Here is a 19,851-nt window from a genome sequence, read left to right as displayed (position 1 = left end):
TATATCCTTTAACTTCTATTAGAAGCTAAAAATTCACTCCCTAATCTATCCTTAAGGCCGTTGTCTTGAAGCAATTGTTCCAATCGATCCTTCTGTTCGTTCTCTGGAACAAGTTTCGTATGGAACACAGAGATCAGCATCTCATAAGCCTTAACCAGATGCTTCCACTCTGCCCTGCCACGAGAAAGCTGAAGCTCATTCAACATCGACTGAACCTCGCGGTAAGGTACAACTACACCTTGCTCATACTGTTCTAAATCCCTGTTCCGATTACGCAAGCAAGTAACGATAGTCAAACATTGGTTAATAAAATCTAACGAATAGTCTTGCCCCTCATCCCGCCCCTTCCCAAGGAGCTGTTCCCTATCCGGTTCATGGTCGAAAGAAAGCACCCTAAGGGCAGTACTATTGTTGGCTAGTTTCTTCAATATCGATTGGGGGCCCATCTCAACCGCTTCCGAAACCCCGTTCTCCAGCAAAAAACGGATAACCGCTGTCCATTGTACGGGTGCGGTAATCTGCTCAGTCAGCACTGCTGGAATCTCATCCGCACTCCGATATAATCTTGCAGTCACACTGGAAACAACCGGATGCTGGAGTATTCCAAGCTTCAGTTCTTTAAGCTCCTCTGCAAATAGCTGAGCCGCTGGTGCCATAAGAGGACTGTGGAACGGCGCGCTCACATGAAGCGGGATGACAACGCCTCCCCGCTTGGAAATACGCTGCACCGCTTCGTTCAATACGCCTTTATGTCCAGAGATGACAACCTGATCATCTGAATTAATATTAGACACTACAACAATTTCAGCTCCACCCTGAAACGAGGAACTAGCGTGCTTGCAGATCTCTGCAACTTCAGCTGCGCTAAGCGATATTACCGCCGCCATTGCACCACTGCCGGCAGCGTCCGCATCACGCATGAGCTCACCGCGACGATGAACGATACGGACAGCGCTGTCGAATAGGATACCCCCTGCACAAGTTAAGGCGGTAATTTCTCCAAGGCTATGACCGGCTAAAAATCGCGGAGCCTTTCCCAGCAGGTCTCTGTATATTTTGTACATTGCCATCCCTACAGTTAATATAGCTGGCTGTGCATATTCCGTCCTTGTCAATTCCTCCATGCTGCCCTCAAACATAAGCTTTGTGAGATCCATGCTTATCGCTTCACTCGCTTCATGAAAGGTCTCTTTGGCGAGCTCATATTTTCTATACAAATCCTTGCCCATGCCAACATACTGTGAGCCCTGACCGGGAAACAGCAATGTGCCGCCTACCATACACTTTCAGCTCCCTCTTCTAATTCTGCCATTACAACCTTAAGTGATGCTAGATACAGAGAGAGCAATTCATCCACACTTGCTATGTCCCATGAAAGAGCATCATATAGACATCGGATGTTTAACTCATCTTCACTAAACTCAAGCTGAAGCGCAAAGCCAATTAGCGGCATATAGGACTCCATTCCTCTCAAGTCGGTTGATGAGAACCATGGTATGATTCCATTGTCCAATGTACGGAAACCAGCTGCTGTCGCAAGCGAGGAAAAGGTATAATAGTCGCCGTTTTCCAGTTGATCAGCTACTTCAGGGATCATTTCCACAACCGTCATATAGTGGGACATATTCAGCGTCACAGGCACCATCCGATCTCCTACACCGTCTTTGACGATGACTGTAACTTCATCGGACATCGTAAGATCGGAGAGCACGTACATATAAAGGACAAGCAATATATCAACGATATCTGATCCAATGTCTTCTGATAGCTGCATCAATTTCCCCAGCAGCGCTTCATCCAGCTTGCATGAACGGGGAATGGCTGCATGATCTATACCCGTTTCTCTGCTTATGTTGCGATTAGGGAAAGTTAAACCTTTCAGCCCTGCTAGCCCATCCATATCTCCTTCTTCACTGAACGGTGCATCCATTAGCGCAGCCATTCCGCGGAGTGTCGCATGTCCAAACAGATCTGCAACGGATACACGAGAAGGGTAGTGCTGCTCCAAGTTGTGATGTAAAGCAACAAGCAGGATGGAGTTGCCTCCTACCTCGAAGAAGTTGTCTTCAGCGGCAAAGTCGACGGTATGCAGCACCTCTTGCCAAAGAGCCGCTACTTTCCGCTCCGTATCGGTGTCCAGCTCAAGCAGCTGCATAGCAAATGCAGCATCATCCCGCAAACGAGTCTCTTCACTCTGCTTTGGCAGCGCCTTGCGATCAATCTTTCCATTATTATTTAATGGGAATGCTGCAAGCCAAATATAACGCTGCGGCACCATATATTCAGGCACTCGACTTGCCATAAAGCTGCGAAGCTCTGATGCGGACAATTCAGACTCCGCTGCATAATAAGCGCATAACCATCCGCCATTAGACTGCCCCTCTTCCAGCAGCACCGCCGATTCAGTAACGTCCTCATGCCGTGCGAGCATCATTCCAACTTCCTCCAGCTCGACGCGATGTCCGCGGATTTTCACTTGGAAGTCACTGCGCCCGAGAAATTCAAGGTTTCCGTCGTTTAAGTAACGTGCAAGATCACCTGTTCTATACATTCTCTCACCGGGATAAAAAGGGTCGCTAACGAACTGTTCCTCCGTAAGCTCCGGCTTCCCAAAGTAACCTTGGGCCAATCTTGTCCCCGCTATGCAAAGTTCACCAGCTACTCCAGGAGGCTGAAGACGTCCCGCCTTATCCAAAATGTACGTTCGCACTCCAGCAAGCGGTTTGCCTATTCCGGGATGATTATCCTCAATCCGCTGTATCGTTGACCATACCGTCGTTTCTGTCGGCCCGTACACATTGTATATTCGAAGCTGTGGATAAGGCTTCAGCCGATTCCATAGGGTTGGAATAAACGGCTCCCCGCCAATGATCAAATCTTTTAAATAGCGCAAGTATGGTCTCTCTTCTTTGCCAGCCAGCAGCATTTGCAGTCTCATCGGGGTAGTTACCATCATCTCAACATCATGTTTGACGATGAGATGATCCAGCAGGTCTGGGTCTCTGCGCTCCGCTTGTGATGCTAGAATCACCTTCATCCCATAAAGAAGCGGCATAATTAAGTCATGTATAGATACATCGAACGCAGCGCTTGCTAAAGCAACTATCGTTTTTCCTGGTACATATTCTACTTGCTCTGCCATTCCTTCTATAAACCGTATCGCACTCTCATGCTGAATCATGACACCTTTTGGTCTGCCTGTTGAACCTGATGTATAGATCACATAAGCTAGATTTTGAGAGGCATTGTCCTGCTCCATGCTCCTTGAGAGTATGTGTGAATCCTTCTCTTCCCTGCCAGCTTCGCCCTGCTCATCTCTCTCATCGATACAAACAATATTGCCTTCATATTGTGAAGCTTTCGAGAGAAGATGGTGCTGTGTTAGCAAAATCGGTGCCTTAGTATCCTCCAGCATATAATGAATGCGATCCTCTGGGTATTCCAAATCAATGGGCAAATAGGCGCCTCCAGCCTTCCAAATGCTGATAATGCCAACTACCAGCTCGACCGTTCGCTCCACCATCAGTCCAACCACAATTCCTGAACGCACGCCTTCGCTACGCAATCTACTAGCAAGTTCGTGGGCCCGCTGATTCAGCGTGTCGTAAGTAAACGACTCCTCGCCGCAAATAAGTGTAGTCTCATGGGGGCGAGATTGTGCCTGCTTCTCGAATAGGTGATCCATGGTCATGCTTGATTCACCAGCTATTCCCTTTCTATGCAAAGGCTTAGCTTCAGTCGATGAGCATGAACCAACACAAAGTGATTTTATTAATGCTTGAACTTCATCTTCATTCAATATGGCTGCATCTCTAAGGAGAATGTCGTCGCCTCGAACTAACAGCTCCGCTACCCGATGAACATGATTAGCTAGATTTTTCATCATTGTCGTGCTGTAAGCAGAGCTATTGTATATCATAGTAAGCGTTATGGCGGGTGATTCTGACTCCAAGACACTGTACGAAAAGAGCAAACCAACCCCATCAGCACTCGGTTTCCCATAACTATTTTCCAAGGTTACGGCTACAGCCTGTCCCGAATTGAAGCTGCTTGTTCTGGCGGAATCCATAGTTTCTAGTTCCAAAATATGTCCCTTGTTACTGTCCTCGAATTCATTCAGAACTCCGTCTAATTGCTTTAGCAATGACTGAAGCATATTTTGCTCATCTACCCTGATTTGAAGCGGAATCCATGTCCCGTCCATATGACTTCCGAATCTCTTAGACGGAATGCCGATCGTTAATCGGTTATCCCCTTTATATTTATAAAGCATGATGTAAACCGCAGTAAGCAGTACGTTATACAATCGCTGATTGGAATGTTCAGCATATCGGAGCAGCATTTCTGCGAGCTCTTTGGGTAAATGGATGCGCTGCTCCATAGAATGATACTCCGCTTCTCTGCTAAGCAAGTCTGAGGGAAACCCTCCATCCTCTCGCCACAAATATTGATTTCTCTGGCCAGCGTCTATGACTACCTTATCCATATTTTTTGCTCCTCTCTATTGTGAATGGATGATTTCTTTGCCAGCCCATGTCCTCAGGAGCGTATCATTTAGGAGCGAAACGACTTGTTGTTCCCGTTCATGTATGAAAAAATGGCCTCCTTCGAAGTTGACGATTTTACAGGTCTCCGTCGTTTGTGACTGCCAATCTTCTGAAGTCCCGTATAGGCTGCTGTCCTCAGAGCCATTCATAACAATGAGATGAAGAGGGAGCGGCGGCTTAACCTCTGGCTTGTACGTGCCAACCAGCTTAAAGTCAGCTCGCAATATGGGCATAAATACGTCTCGCAGCTCCTTATGCTCGAACAGCTCAGCAGATGTTCCGCCAAGGCTTAATACTTCTTCAATAAAAGCTTTATCGGGAAGCTGATATATTTCTCGGTTCACATGGCTGGAATGAGGCGCCCCGTACCCTGACATAAAAACTACGGATGGGAGCGTCCATCCTGCTGCATGAATGCTATGAATTAATTCATAAGCAATCAAGCATCCCATGCTGTGGCCGAATAAAGCATACTGATTTTGTGTATAGTCGCGGATTAAATGCAATATATCTTTAACTGCCTCATGAATATCCTCGTAGAGCGGCTCACTCATCCGGCTTCCTCTCCCAGCTAATTCAATCGGAATCAATTGAATAGAAGGATCCAGCTGCCGCGACCATTTCTTATAAACCTGAGCGGAGCCCCCCGCGTAAGGCAAACAAAGCAACGGTATACTATCCATAATTAGGAACGACCACCTTGTTAGGAAGCTATTTGATTTTGTTAAACACCACTAGCCAGCGTACGCCAAAATGTTTTTTCCATCGCAAATAGTTTTTCTGCTAGAGCTATCTCTCTATCTCGCTGAAATTTATGCGTAACAAAAGATTGCTTAATCGCATTCCAGCCGTCACAGATCATCTCCAATTGATCCTTAAGGGATTCGTATAATGTCACATTGATTTGCTTCTGCTCTCGCAGCGTTCGAATAAGACCTTCATTTGCAATATGCCGGTTGCATATAATGTTGATTCCAATGAGTGCATACGTAATATGAGCGCTATATTTATCCGGGCTTGAATCTACTTGCCACATTCCCTCCATGGAGAAATCGTCAAGCTCCCGCGTAAGCCGCTCGGCATTGTCAACAACTTCCGATAAGTTCAATTCATACGGCTTGATCGTTGGATGAAGATTGTAAATATAATAGGCAGGGCCATTATAGTTTTTGTTGATATTGTACTCTGAATTTTTGAATGCTTTTCTGAGCCGGTCCTCAGGAACCTCATGTTCACTGTAGCCAGCAAGCGTATCGTCAATGACATAGAAGGATGAGCGTTCATTATCGTAACCATTAAACAGTGAATAATGGTACCAATGAAACTTTTTCCAAGCCATGCTTCCCGGCAGCCAATAAAACAAATCGACATTCACACTTAAATTGCGCCCACCGTCAAGCACCTCTTTTATTTCATCTATAAACTTTTCCTTATCGCGGAAGTGCCCCGGCTCAATCCACTTAATAACACCGGTTAATGGGAATTTGGTCCAATCGTCGAGATAATATAGCGTATCAATCGTCGGATATCGAAATTGCTGGTCTGTCGCTGCAGACCAAGGATAATATCGATGAATGTTCAAATATGCCGCATATCGGTAGCTGGGATGAGCAGAAACAGCGATTGAATAGGCTTGATTGAGCATACAGTTCGCCCAGAATTCATTAAATGGTTGTCTGTCCAACGTAACTTTCATCCGCTTATCCTCCTTAATTGATCCAAACTCGTATCATTTAATCGTTTCTCGGCGGTACATCACGAAGGAAATACCGCCGAGAACGCTGTTATTTCGAACCATCTTGCAGCAATAGTTCACATAGTTTCATCAGAGGGCTGGCAGCAGCCGTCATTTCCTCTACGGTTGCACAATAATACTGAGCCATGCGCGTAATCGTATCTGAGTGAAACAGTGCTGTGGCATACTCCAAGCTGCAAATCATTTCTCCATTGCTCTCCACAACCTCCAGCGTCAAATCGAATTTACTAACTCCCGGCTCGAACGGCTGAAGCTCAAAGGTTAAATCGCCTCCTTGCATGACAGAACGATCCATATTTTGCAAAATGAACATCGTGTCGAACAAAGGATTTCGACTCTGATTTTTCCCAAGCTCCAATCGCTTCACCAAATCCTCAAACGGATACTCCTGATGCTCCAGCGCTTGCAGTACATCATTATGAACATCGGTGATGTAACCGCCGAGTGTTCTTTCAGGCTGTGGTCGGCATCGAATCGCAACTGTATTAACGAATATGCCGATTTGGCCCTCGAGATCAACATGGTCACGTCCCGCTGTCGGCGTGCCAATAATAATGTCATCTTGGCCGCTGTACTTGCCAAGCAAAAGCGCATAAGCGCCAAGCAGCACTGTATACAATGTTGTCCCCATCTCTCTTGCCATTTGTTGCGCTCTTCTCGTAAGCTCCTCATTCAACTTAAAACTATATCTGCACCCCTCAAAGCTCTGTATCGCTGGTCGCGGTTTATCTGCCTGGAGCTCCAATATCGGCAGTTCGCCTGAGAACATATCGAGCCAGTGGCGCTCATGCGTCTCGTACCCTGGACCATTTAATTGAGCTTCCTGCCAGACGGCATAATCTCTATACTGCACCCGCAGCTCTGCAAGCTCATTGCCGGAGTACAATTCGATCAATTCTTTCAGAAGCACACTGACCGATACACCATCCGTAACAATATGATGCATATCAAGCAGCAGCAAGTGAGAGCTAGAGCTTAGCGGAACAAGACCTGCCCGCAGCAATAAGCAGCTGCCAAGATCAAATGGACGGATGAACCGCGCCATTAATCTAGTGATGGTTTCATCCATTCCCGCTTCTGACAACAAACGTTTGGCAGTCATTCGTGCCCATGCATTGCCATCCAGCTTGAATGCCGCTAATGGATGAATCCGTTGCTTGAATTGTCCATCTTCATAATGGAAAGACGTCCGTAAACTCTCATGCCTCATGATTAAAGCGGTGAACGCCTGCTCCAACTTCTTCGCATCCAGATTCCCACGGATATGCAGTGCGAAAGGGACATTATACATCGTTGCTTCTCCAGACAGCAGAGATAAAACATATTGCCTTCTTTGAGCGCGCGACATCGGGAAATACGCCCTGTCCAGCTGACGCGGAATCGATTCATACGTTTGCTGGCTTTGACCTTCAATTACTAGAGCGAGTGACTCTAGTGTCGGATTCTGAAACAATTCTCTCAGCGGCACGCGCACACCAAATTGTACGCCTATCCGACTGACCAATGTTGCCGCCTTTAACGAATGTCCACCTAACTCAAAGAAGCTGTCTGTCGCTCCGATGTTATCCGTCAATAGCAGCTCCTGCCAGAGTATAACCAACTTGCGCTCCGTCTCCGTGCTCGGCTCCCGGTAATGTCGTACATTCCGTTCTGTCTGCTGCGGTCTTGGAAGTGCCTTGCGATTTATTTTGCCTGTTGGCGTCATCGGTATTTCATCCTGCAGCATCACATAGGTTGGAATCATATAAGCAGGCAGCTTGCCTCTCAGATGCTCGATTAGCTCCTCGGTTACACCGAGAGAATGCCCGCCTACGCTCTCTAACCATACGGTTTCTCCCTTATGGATACTTTCGAAAGCAGCTGCAACATAATGATCAGCGTACGAGGTCATACTTGGCAGATCAGCATCATCAGCCTTTTGTAGGACAACATAAGCGCAGAGAACAGGCTCACCCTCAGGCTCTTGAAACGCAATGACAACCGCTTCCTTCACACGTTCATGCTGCACCAGCTGCTGCTCCACCTCACCGGTTTCAATGCGATGTCCTCGTATTTTTACCTGATGATCGCGGCGGCCTGCGTATACAAATTCACCATTCGCCAGCCTACGGCCAAGATCACCCGTGCGGTACATCCTCTCACCTGTACCAAACGGGCTCATAATAAATACTCCCTCATCCCATTCCGGATGGCGAAGATAACCCCGACCAACGCCTGCTCCTCCGATGCAAATTTCGCCAATTACACCTGTTGGCTGCAGTTGCAGCTCTGGACTCAGTACGACCATTGCTGCCCCTGCAATAGGTGTGCCAATCGTAATAGCTTCACCGCTAGTTACCTCGCACACCGATGTCCATACCGTTGTTTCCGTTGGGCCATAGAGATTGAAAATACGTGCACTCGTCACCGCGCGCAGTCTCTCGAGCAAATCCATCGTCAACGGCTCCGCGCCAATCATGACTACGCTTAAGAATTTCCAAACCTCACTTTGGCTCACCTGCGCCATCCACCACTTGAAGCGTGATGGTGTAATTTGCAGCACCTCTACCCGATGCTTCTTTATAAGCTCCTGCAGCAGATGGGCATCGCCCCGTTCCTCTTCATTGCAAAGCACCAATTTCATCCCCATTGTTAATGGGAGCAGACTTTCTACGATGAAAATATCGAATGACACGGTCGCCATTGCCAATATGCTTTGACCTGCTTCGAATGCAATTCGCTCACGGAATGAACTCACGAAGCTTGTCAGTCCGCGATGCTCAATCATTGCCCCCTTCGGCCTGCCCGTTGATCCCGAAGTATACAGTACATACGCCAGATGTTCCGGACGGCTTACGATCTCCATATTTCCTCGTTCCGAGCTATAGAGATCAGCATCATCCAAATACCATTCTTCTGACGCATTTATGACAAACCCGGCATATTTCCTTTCTGTCAGAAGCCATTGATCTCCGCAATCCTCCAGCATCCACTGAATACGCTCAGCAGGATATGCCGGATCAATAGCGACATAAGCGCCCCCTGCTTTCAAAATGCCAAGAATGCCGATCATCAACAGGGGTGAACGGTCTGCCATCAGCGCTACGATTCGCTCCGGTCCCACCCCGCGGCTCCGAAGCGTATGTGCAAGCTGGTTGGATCTATCATTTAGTTCGCGATAGGTCATCTGCTCCGATTCAAAATGGACTGCAACCGCATCTGGAGTTTTTGCAGCCTGCTTCACCATCTCTTCAATGACGGATCGCCATTTGAACGGGACACCTGGCAAAGATGAAGCTTGGCCCTGCAAACTCAGCGGCATTTTAGCGGGTGCATCTCCTAGTGCTATAGCCCCTTCAGCATCAGCCCCACTGCTCTTCATCCACGACATACTATTCAATGCCGCAAGCAGCTCCAACTTTTCTTCATCGTTAAGCAGCTCTAGTTCGCCTAGTGTCCGCAGTCGATTTTCGCTCGACGTCATTGCTTTAATAATCGCGCAGTAGTGGTGCGCCATCCTGATGACTGTTTCCTCATGAAACAGATCCGTTGCATATTCCAAGCTGAAAGCAATGCCTTCCGCGCGCTCCACAGCTTCAAGTGTCAAATCAAACTTGCTGACACCGTGTTCAAATGACTGCGGCTCGAAGCTCAAACTGCCCGCTTGCAACGCTGAACGCTCCATATTTTGCAAAATAAACATCGTATCGAACAACGGATTTCGGCTCTTGTCCTGAACGAGGTTTAGCCGCTCCACCAGCTTCTCGAACGGATACTCCTGATGCTCCAGCGCCTGCAGCACATCCTCGTGCAATTCGGAAACGTAGCTGCTAACCGTACGTTCGAGCTGCGGTCGACAACGAATGGCTGCTGTATTGACGAACATGCCGATGAGTCCCTCCACATCAGCATGATTTCGTCCAGCTACTGGCGTGCCAATAATAATGTCCTCTTGTCCGCTGTACTTCCCAAGCATAAAAGCATAAGCACTCAGCAGCACTGAATATAGTGTCACACCTTGCTCTACCGCCAAACGCCGCGCCCGCTGTGCAAGCTCTCCGTCTAGATGAAAGACATATTTTCGCCCCTTAAAAGTTTGAATGATCGGGCGTTTCCTATCTGTCGGCAATTCCAGCAGCGGCAGCTCGCCTTCAAACTTCTTCAACCAGTAACGCTCATGCGCCTCGATTGCTTCGCCGCCTAGCTGTCCTTCCTGCCAGACCGCATAATCCCTATATTGCACCCGCAGCTCTGGCAGTTCATTTCCGCCGTATAATGCCGTTAATTCCTTTACCAGCACACTCATTGAAACGCCATCCGTCACAATATGATGGATATCCAGCAGCAGCAAGTAATGCTCTTCTTCCAGTTGAAGAAGTCCTGCCCTTAGCAGCAGTCCGCTTTCCAAATCAAAAGGTCTTATAAACTTTGTAATGAGCTCATTCAGCAATACAGATTCAGCGCTTACTTTATCACCAGATGCTCCCAACCACTTGCCAGCTGGTACTAGCTCATCTACACCATCTTCGAAATGAAATGCCGTCGCTGGGAGGACTCGCTGCCTGAATTGTTCATCCATATAATGAAACGAAGTTCGTAAACTCTCATGCCTAGCGACCAATGATGTAAACGCAGCTTCAAGTCTCGAAGCGTCCAGATTGCCCCGAATTCGCAGTGCAAACGGAACATGGTACATCGTTGATTCTCCTGTTAGCAGCCCCAGCAAATATTGTCTTCTCTGCGCATGCGACATCGGATAATGCTCCTGATCCATCTGGCGCGGAATCGATTTATATGTTTGCAGATGTTTACTTTCAATTACTTCAGCAAGGGACCCTAGCTTTGGATTTAAAAACAGCTCCCTCAGCGGCACATGTACACCAAACTGCTCATGGATTCGGCTTACCAGCGCTGCAGCCTTGAGCGAATGGCCGCCAAGCTCGAAAAAGCTGTCCATCACGCCAATATCATCCGACATCAGCAAATCTTTCCACAGCTCGGCAAGCTTGCGTTCCGTCTCGTTTCTTGGCCTTAAGTACTGGCGCTCACTCAGCGCAGTCTTATGAGGTTTCGGCAGCGCCTTTCGATGCAGCTTTCCGGTTGGTGTGAGCGGTATTGCATCCAGCAGCATCACATAAGCTGGAATCATATAGGCAGGCAACTTACTGCTGAGATGGGTCTGTAGCTCCGAAATCATGTCGGAGAAGTTGTTTTCGCTAATATTGTTGTTACAACTAGAGTCGGAAGCGGGTACAACATACGCGCAAAGCGCATACTCGCCATCCTCCTCCTGAAATGCGATGACAACAGCTTCCTTCACAAGCTCATGCAGCAGCAGCTGCTGCTCCACCTCACCGGATTCAATGCGATGTCCTCGTATTTTCACCTGATGATCGCGGCGGCCTGCGTATACAAATTCACCGTTTGCCAGCCTTCGGCCAAGATCACCCGTGCGGTACATCCTCTCACCTGTACCAAACGGGCTCGTAATAAATACTCCTTGATCCCATTCTGAATGGCGAAGATAACCCCGTCCAACGCCTGCCCCTAAGATGCAGATTTCACCAATCACACCCGTCGGCTGCAGCTGCAGTGCTGGATTTAGCACAACCATTGCTGCCCCGGAAATAGGCTTGCCAATCGTAATGTTCTCGCCGCTAGTTACTTCGCACACCGATGTCCATACCGTTGTTTCCGTTGGTCCATAGAGATTGAAGATACGTGCATTCGTCACCGCACGTAGTCTCCCCAGCAGATCCATCGTCAACGGCTCCGCTCCAATCATGACTATACTTAAGGCTTTCCAAACCTCGCTTTGGCTCACCTGCGCCATCCACCACTTGAAGCGTGATGGCGTAATTTGCAGAACTTCTACCCGATGCTTCTTTATAAGCTCCTGCAGCAGATGAGCATCACCCCGTTCCTCTTCATTGCAAAGCACAATTCTCATCCCCATTGTTAATGGGAGCAGGTTCTCTACAATGAAAATATCGAATGATACGGTCGCCATTGCCAATATGCTTTGGCCTGCTTCGAATGGAATTCGCTCACGGAATGAACATACGAAGCTTGCCAGTCCGCGATGCTCGATCATTGCACCCTTCGGCCTGCCCGTTGAGCCGGAAGTATACAGTACATACGCCAGATGCTCCGGACGGCTTACGATCTCCAGATTCCCTCGTTCCGAGCTATACAGATCAGCATCATCCAAATACCATTCTTCTGACGCATTCATGACAAACCCGGCATATTTCCTTTCTGTCAGAAGCCATTGATCGCCGCAATCCTCCAGCATCCACTGGATACGCTCAGCAGGATATGCCGGATCAATAGCGACATAAGCCCCTCCTGCTTTCAAAATGCCAAGAATGCCGATCATCAACAGAGGTGAACGGTCTGCCATCAATGCTACAATTCGCTCCGGTCCTACCCCGCGGCTGCGAAGCGTATGGGCAAGACGATTCGCTTGCTCATTTAATTCGAAATACGAGAGCGTCTCCAAACCAAATAAAATCGCAGCGGCATGCGGCGTTTCTGCCGCTTGCCGCTCTATCTCTTCCATGATGCTCATCCAGCAGGGATGCTCTTCGGTGGATGCAGAGAAATGTGCTTCCATTGCAGTCATCTCTGCAATCACGTTTGTTTCACCGAGCAGTGCTTTTCCTACCCTCTCCGCGATGTCATTGCCCTTCTGTTCCGCTTTATCATCAGCGCTTGCTAAAAGCGAAGAAAGCTGCAATTGCTCTGCCTCATCCACTAATTCCAGCTCACCTATCGTTCTCCTGGACCCTTCGCTTGATGTCATCTCCTTAACGATTGTGCAGAAATGCGAGGCCATTCTCTCGATCGTACTCTCATGAAATAAGGAGGTTGCATACTCAAGGCAGCATGTGATCCCCTTCCCCGTCTCCACTGCTTCCAGCGACAAATCAAACTTGCTGAATCCGGTTTCGTACGGCTGCGGCTCGAAGATCAAATCCCCCGCTTGCCTTGCTGGCTGCTCCATATTTTGCAATATAAACATCGTGTTAAATAAGGGATTGCGACTTAAATCCTGTTCCATATCAAGCTGATTTACAAGATCCTCGAACGGAAATTCCTGATGCTCCAGCGCTTGCAGCACATTCCCGTGCATTTCAGTAATGTAACTGCCAATCGTCATTCCTATTTGCGGGCGGCAACGAATGGCAACCGTATTGACGAACATGCCGATTAGCCTTTCTACATCAATGTGATTGCGTCCGGCTACGGGAGTACCCACGATAATATCCTCTTGTCCGCTATACTTCCCAAGGAGTACCGTATAAGTGCTAAGCAGCACCGTATATAAAGTCGTCCCTCGTTCCCTTGCCAATTGCCGCGCCCGATATGCCAGCTCCTCGTTTAGCTGAAAAGCATACCTTCGGCCCTCATAACGCTGAACCGCCGGACGCTGCTTGTCTGCAGGCAGATCAAGCACCGGGAGTTCGTCCGAGAACATGCCCAGCCAATAACGCCTCAGCTTCGAGTAATAGTCACCGCTTAATCGTTCCAGCTGCCAGACTGCATAATCACGATATTGCACCGTCAGCTCTGACAACGCCTGCCCGTTGTATAAATCGATCAACTCTTTTATGAGCACGCTCATCGATATCCCATCCGTCACAATATGATGGATGTTCAGCAACAACAAGTGACGGTTTTCTGCCAATTCAGCAAGACCGACTCTTAGCAGTGAACCGCTTCCGAGATCAAATGGATCTGTAAATTGGGCCATTAATTCATTGATCCTCACATCTGCTCCGATTGCAGATGACGCGCGCTGCCATAGATCAGCCTGCTCGCCTTTTATAACCATTTCCGTTAGCTCAAATGGCTCTGCAGGATGAATTCGCTGACAGAACTGTTCACCCACATAGTGGAATGATGTTCGCAGGCTCTCATGCCTCGTAATTAGTGCAGTAAACGCGGCTTCCAGTTTCTTTTTTTCCAGATTACCTAGGATGTGAAGCACAAACGGAATATGATACATCGTCGATTGTCCGGCAATGAGCTCGATCATATATTGGCGTCTCTGTGCAGGAGACATTGGATAATGATCCCGATTTGCTTGCAGTGGAATGATAGCTCCTCCGATGCCCAGCTCAGAATTTAACAGCGTTCCCCCTGCCAGCCACTCAGCCATACTCGCAACAGACAGTCGTTCAAATACGACGCTTAGCGGCATTTCAACATGGAATTTAGCTTGAATCCGGCTTACCAATACCGCAGCCTTCAGGGAATGTCCACCCAACTCGAAGAAATCATCATACATACTAATTTGCTCAATGCCGAGTACATCTCTCCATATTTCAGCCACCTCTGCCTCCAGCGAGGTTCGCGGCAGGGTAAGCTCAGCAACGACTCGTTGCTGTAAAACAGGTTCTGGGAGCGCCTTGCGATCCACTTTGCCATTAGGTGTTAACGGTATCGCAGCGATCTCCATAAAAAACGAAGGGATCATATAGTCTGGCATTTTGTTTTTCAAAAAGCTCTTTAAATCCTGAGCACCTATTGTTTGATTCACAACCATGTATGCGCAAAGTTTTTTATCGCCTGCTTGATCCTCATGAGCGATGATAACCGCTTCGTCTACAGCCTCATGTCTTAGAAGCTGCGCACCAATTTCTCCAAGCTCAATCCGAATGCCTCTTAGCTTGATTTGATCATCCATCCGGCCTAAATACACCGCATTTCCGTCTGGCAGCCACTTAGCCAAATCACCAGTACGGTACATGATGGTGCCAGGCAGCAGCGGGTGTTCAACAAACCGCTCCGCGGTCAATTCCGGTTTATTAACATACCCAGCAGCAAGGCCGCTGCCGGAGATGCATAGCTCCCCAGCCGATCCCACCGGTGCAGGCTTGTCTCCAAAATTTAAAATATGAACCGCGACGCCATGTATCGGTCCGCCAATTGGCACATTAACGCCGCTGGCTGCAGCTGATTTATACACATACATATTGGAGCAGATTGTTGCCTCAGTCGGACCATAGCCGTTAACCATTCGTATATTCGGATTTAATTGAACAAAAAGCGCAAGCGTTGTATCTTTTATTGGTTCAACGCCAACAAGCAGCTTGTCCAAGGAGATCGTCATCCTCGATTGTTCCAACGATTGCGCCACATCCCGAAGCAGCGTCGGCGGAATATAAGCAAAAGTTATCTTCTCTTCTACTATTACTTTAGCTAGCTCTCTAGGGTCAAGCAGCTTGGGATTTGGATAAAGGACAAGGGACGCGCCAAACATAAAAGGCATAAACAGCTCGCATACGCTCACATCAAACGAAATATTGGTAAGGCTTAAGCAGCGATCTCTTTCATCAAAATATCCGTCATAAAACAGCTTCAACGAATGGCTGAAGTTATAAAAGCTGCGATGCGGAACCATAACCCCCTTCGGCTGTCCAGTAGATCCCGAAGTGTAGATGACATACATAAGATCATCTGCTGAAATGGATACGTCCACATTGCTTTTATCCCCGTCATATATCGTTTCATCTGTTAATCGCATTTCCTGAACGGATGGATACGCATTTCTATGAACCGAATCGTCTACTAAGAGCAAACTTGCTCCGCTGTCAGCAAGCATATAGCTAATTCTCTCCTGCGGATATTGATGGTCGATTGGCAGGTATGCACCGCCAGCCTTCATAATCGCAAGCATTCCTGTCACCATTGAAATCGAACGTTCAGCCATCACACCGACAATGCTGTTAGGGCCAACACCGCAGCGAACAAGCTTGCGCGCCAGCGCATTTGCTCGCCCATTCAATTGTTCGTACGTTAATGACTCCCCTCTGCACTGAACGGCGACTCTTTCAGGAACCCGCCTTGCCTGTTCTTCAAAGCTGCTGTGGATACAGCGAGCGCTAGGGAAAGCAGACGCACGACTGCCAAATTCCGTCAGCAACTTGTTGTAATCTTGAGGGGACAACATTTCACACTCGCCTAATGTATGGTCTGGATAGTCCGTTACATAACTTAGCAACGTAACGTAATGCCTCATCATCGACCTTACGGTCTCTTCGCGGAACAAGTCCCTGCCATATTCGACTACCAATCGCAGGGTGCCATCATTTTGCTCTACGGCTTGAACCATCAGATCGTATTTCGCCGTCCCATGCGGGAACCTCTCATGCCGAAAGGCCAATTCTTCACTCGAGTAGTTGGGAATGTTCAAATTTTGCATAATAAACATCGTATCGAATAACGGATTGCGGCTGCTGTCTCGCCGATCCACCATGGCCGCTAGCTCTTCAAATGGAAAATCCGAATTTTCATAAGCCTCTGTCGATGCTGCTTTTATCTCTTCTAAAAACTGGGTAAACGGTTTGTTTGCCACGGGATACCCGCGCAATACAAGTGTTCCGACGAACATCCCTACCAGAGCTTCAGCTTCACGGTTGACTCGCCCCGCAATCGGTGTGCCTACAGCAATATCTTCCCCGCCAGAATACTTTGCAAGAAGCGTATAATAGACCGATAAAAGCACCATAAATAGCGTAGATTCCGTTGATTTTGCCAGCTTTCGCAGATTATCCGATAATTCGTTGTCCACATAAATATCAAATGTTTCGCCACGATTGCTCTTCATCAGAGGACGAGGAAAGTCTGTCGGAAGCTCCAGCACAGGCCACTCCCCCTGGCATTGCTTCATCCAGTAACTTCTCTGTCGCTCCATCCGCTCCGATTGCAGTTCCTCTCTCTGCCACGCAGCGTAATCTATGTACCGCAAGGTTAATGGCTCAAGACTCTCTCCTCGGTAAAGCATCATAAGCTCTTTGAGCAAAATACCTGCTGAGAAGCCATCCGAAGCAATATGATGCATATCCAAATACAACACATGCCGCTCAGGGTTAACGGTCAATAAAGCAGCGCGAAGCAGCGGCGCATGACTCAGGTCAAATGATGTAAACAAGCTATGCAGCGTTTCAAGCACCGTTTCTTCTGATGCCTGCAGCCGCTGAAGGGAAAAGTGAACATCAGTATGAACAAATTGACAAATTTCACCGTCTACTATGGCGAAAGACGTTCTTAACATCTCATGCCGTTTTACTAATGAATGAATAGACGCTTCCAATCTGCCTGCATCAATTTCCCCCTCTATATGTAAAAGCTCCGGCAAATTATAGCTTCTATCGCTAGGCGAGGCAGCTTGCTGCAAGTACATGCGCTTTTGCGACGAAGAGATCGTATAATACTCCCGCTCCGCCACCAGGGGCATATGAATTACTTTTTCCGTTTCTGGCGAACCGCTCCTTAATCGCCGCTCTTCCACAACTCCAGCAAACTCGCTAAGTGTAGGATGTCCTAACAAATGCTGCACTTCTAGTCGAATCCCCCAGCTTTGACTAAGTGAATTAACGATTCGCAGCGCAATGATCGAATCACCGCCCAAGTCATAGAAGTTAGCATCATTGCTGAGCTCACGATAACCGAGCAGTTCCCCCCATACATTAGCGACACTTTGCTCCGATTCCAAGACGGTACCTTCACTGCACAGCCTCACGTGGTTAACTGCCGATTCATGCTTGATCTCTGTCAGAGGTGCTATATTAACACTGCGATCATCTTCCTCTACCCAACACGGATAGGGATCAAAAGAATATACAGGCAGCGGTACCCTTCTGCGTCTCTCATCACGATAAAGCTCCTTCCAATCTACTTTAGCACCAGCAGCATATAACTGAGCTAACTGTGTAATTGCATCATCGTTGCCCCGATTACTTCGGACAACCTCCTCTAAGAGCTCTTTTTGCTTTCGCTCGTCATTCCCTCCCATATGCACTGCATTTGAATCGCCGTAATAAATATTCGGCATCATCGTGTTTTGCAACCGCTCAACATCCAAAGCTTCCAGCCTATTTCTAAGCTCAACTTCATTTTTGGCGACGATCGCCAAACGATATCGATAATGTCCGCGACCTATCGCCGCGCTATAGCAAATGTCCGATAAGCGCCATTCATGGTGCTCCTGATCGGCAAACCAAGCGCGATAATTAATAATGGATCGCTTAAGAGCCGATTCGCTTTGGGCGGATAGGCAAAAAACTTCATTTTTTTCTTCCCCATAAGCTGTATACGCTGCCTCGTCCAACATAACGCTATCATTCGTTGACATTGACGGTGCTTCTTCCAGCACAACATGGCAGTTGGTTCCGCTCATACCAAATGCGCTAATACCGCATCTACGCGCACCAAACTCGTCACTCCAATGCGATAGCTTGTCGTTGACATACACTGGAGAATCAACAAACGATATTTTGCGATTGGGAAAACGATAATGCAGCGTAGGTGGAATCTGTTTATTGCAAAGGGAAAGAACTGCCTTCAGCAGCCCCGTAATACCTGCAGCATGATCGAGATGTCCGATATTGCTTTTGACCGAGCCAATCGCACAGAACTGCCTCTTGTCTGTGAAACGTCTGAACGCTCTCGTAATGCCGTCAATTTCAATAGGATCTCCCAATGTGGTTCCTGTACCATGCGCTTCCAAATACATGATCGTTTCGGGATCAATGGCTGCATCCTGCCAAGCACGGACAATGACATCCTCCTGCGCCAAGGCGTTAGGCGCAGTGATGCCTACGGAGCTGCCATCCTGATTCATAGCGCTTCCTTTAATGAGTGCATAAATATGATCCCCATCCTGCAGCGCCTTTGCGAGCGGTTTAAGCAGCAATGCGACTACACCATCCCCGATACCCGTCCCGTCAGAGCTGTCATCAAACGGCTTTGCACGGTTATCGCTTGACTCGATCCCAAGCCGAATGCCCATATCGATTGGAAGCAGATTGAGCTTCACACTTCCAGCGATAGCAGCATCGCATTCACCGCTGCGAATGGACTGACATGCTAAATGGACGGCCACAAGAGAGGATGAGCATGCGGTATCGACATTAAGTGCCGGCCCTTTCAAATTCAAGAGATAAGAGATGCGGCTTGCGATCATTGAACTTAAATTGCCTGGCGCTGCCATTGCGAGCGCTTCTGGATTTACCGTCTCAATAATACGTTTATAATCATGCAGCGCATCGGCGTTATGACCGATAAATACACCTGTTCGTGAGCCATGGAGCGCTTCGCCCCCATAACCGCCATCCTCCAATGCGCTCCATGCGGTCTGCAGAAACATGCGCTGGTTCGGACTCATTAGTGAAGCTTCCTTCGGAGACAATCGAAAAAAGGAATAATCGAAGGAAGAGATATCCTCCAAATATGCACCATCAAATATTGAAATGGTTTCATACAATGCGCTCAGGCGACGAAGATACGGTTCCAACTCCTGCCGCCTCGACTGCGGGAAGGAGCGTACACCGTCCACTCCATTTTGAAGCATATCCCAAAACTCTCGATGTGTGTCCGACTTCGGAAGCTTGGCAGAAATGCCGATGATCGCAATTTCTTGGCTTGCGGTTTCCAGCACCGCGTCACTGCTTGCGTCTCCTTCATTTTCATTGCGATTTGGTTCCAACAAATCCAACTGGAACATGCTGCACACTCCTCTTTTGCGGTTGTTTGCAGTGGCAATGTAATCACTACCATGAA

Annotated in this window: 5 protein-coding genes; all 5 read right to left on the bottom strand. The window is 48.1% G+C overall.

Annotated features, from left to right (window positions below; all coding sequences use genetic code 11):
- Window positions 1-8: 8 nt before the first annotated feature.
- Window positions 9-1,280: an ACP S-malonyltransferase gene (gene fabD, locus AC0VYE_RS09820; protein ID WP_475447502.1), complete on the bottom strand. Its 1,272-nt coding sequence runs from the start codon at window positions 1,278-1,280 to the stop codon at window positions 9-11.
- Entirely contained in the window at window positions 1,274-4,486 is a 3,213-nt protein-coding gene (locus AC0VYE_RS09815) for a non-ribosomal peptide synthetase (protein ID WP_475447501.1), read from the bottom strand. Before AC0VYE_RS09815 ends, fabD begins: the two co-directional genes overlap by 7 nt.
- Window positions 4,487-4,501: 15 nt before the next feature.
- Entirely contained in the window at window positions 4,502-5,230 is a 729-nt protein-coding gene (locus AC0VYE_RS09810; RefSeq protein ID WP_475447499.1) for a thioesterase II family protein, read from the bottom strand.
- Window positions 5,231-5,271: 41 nt separating this feature from the next.
- Complete coding sequence (locus AC0VYE_RS09805) at window positions 5,272-6,243, bottom strand: cysteine peptidase family C39 domain-containing protein (RefSeq protein ID WP_475447497.1); 972 nt, start codon at window positions 6,241-6,243, stop codon at window positions 5,272-5,274.
- Between the two features lie 88 nt (window positions 6,244-6,331).
- Window positions 6,332-19,795, bottom strand: a complete 13,464-nt coding sequence (locus tag AC0VYE_RS09800; protein ID WP_475447495.1) for an amino acid adenylation domain-containing protein — start codon at window positions 19,793-19,795, stop codon at window positions 6,332-6,334.
- Between the last annotated feature and the right edge of the window lie 56 nt (window positions 19,796-19,851).

It is taken from the genome of Pristimantibacillus sp. Z349TD_6, assembly GCF_056173205.1.
This window is presented reverse-complemented; position numbering and strand designations above follow the sequence as displayed.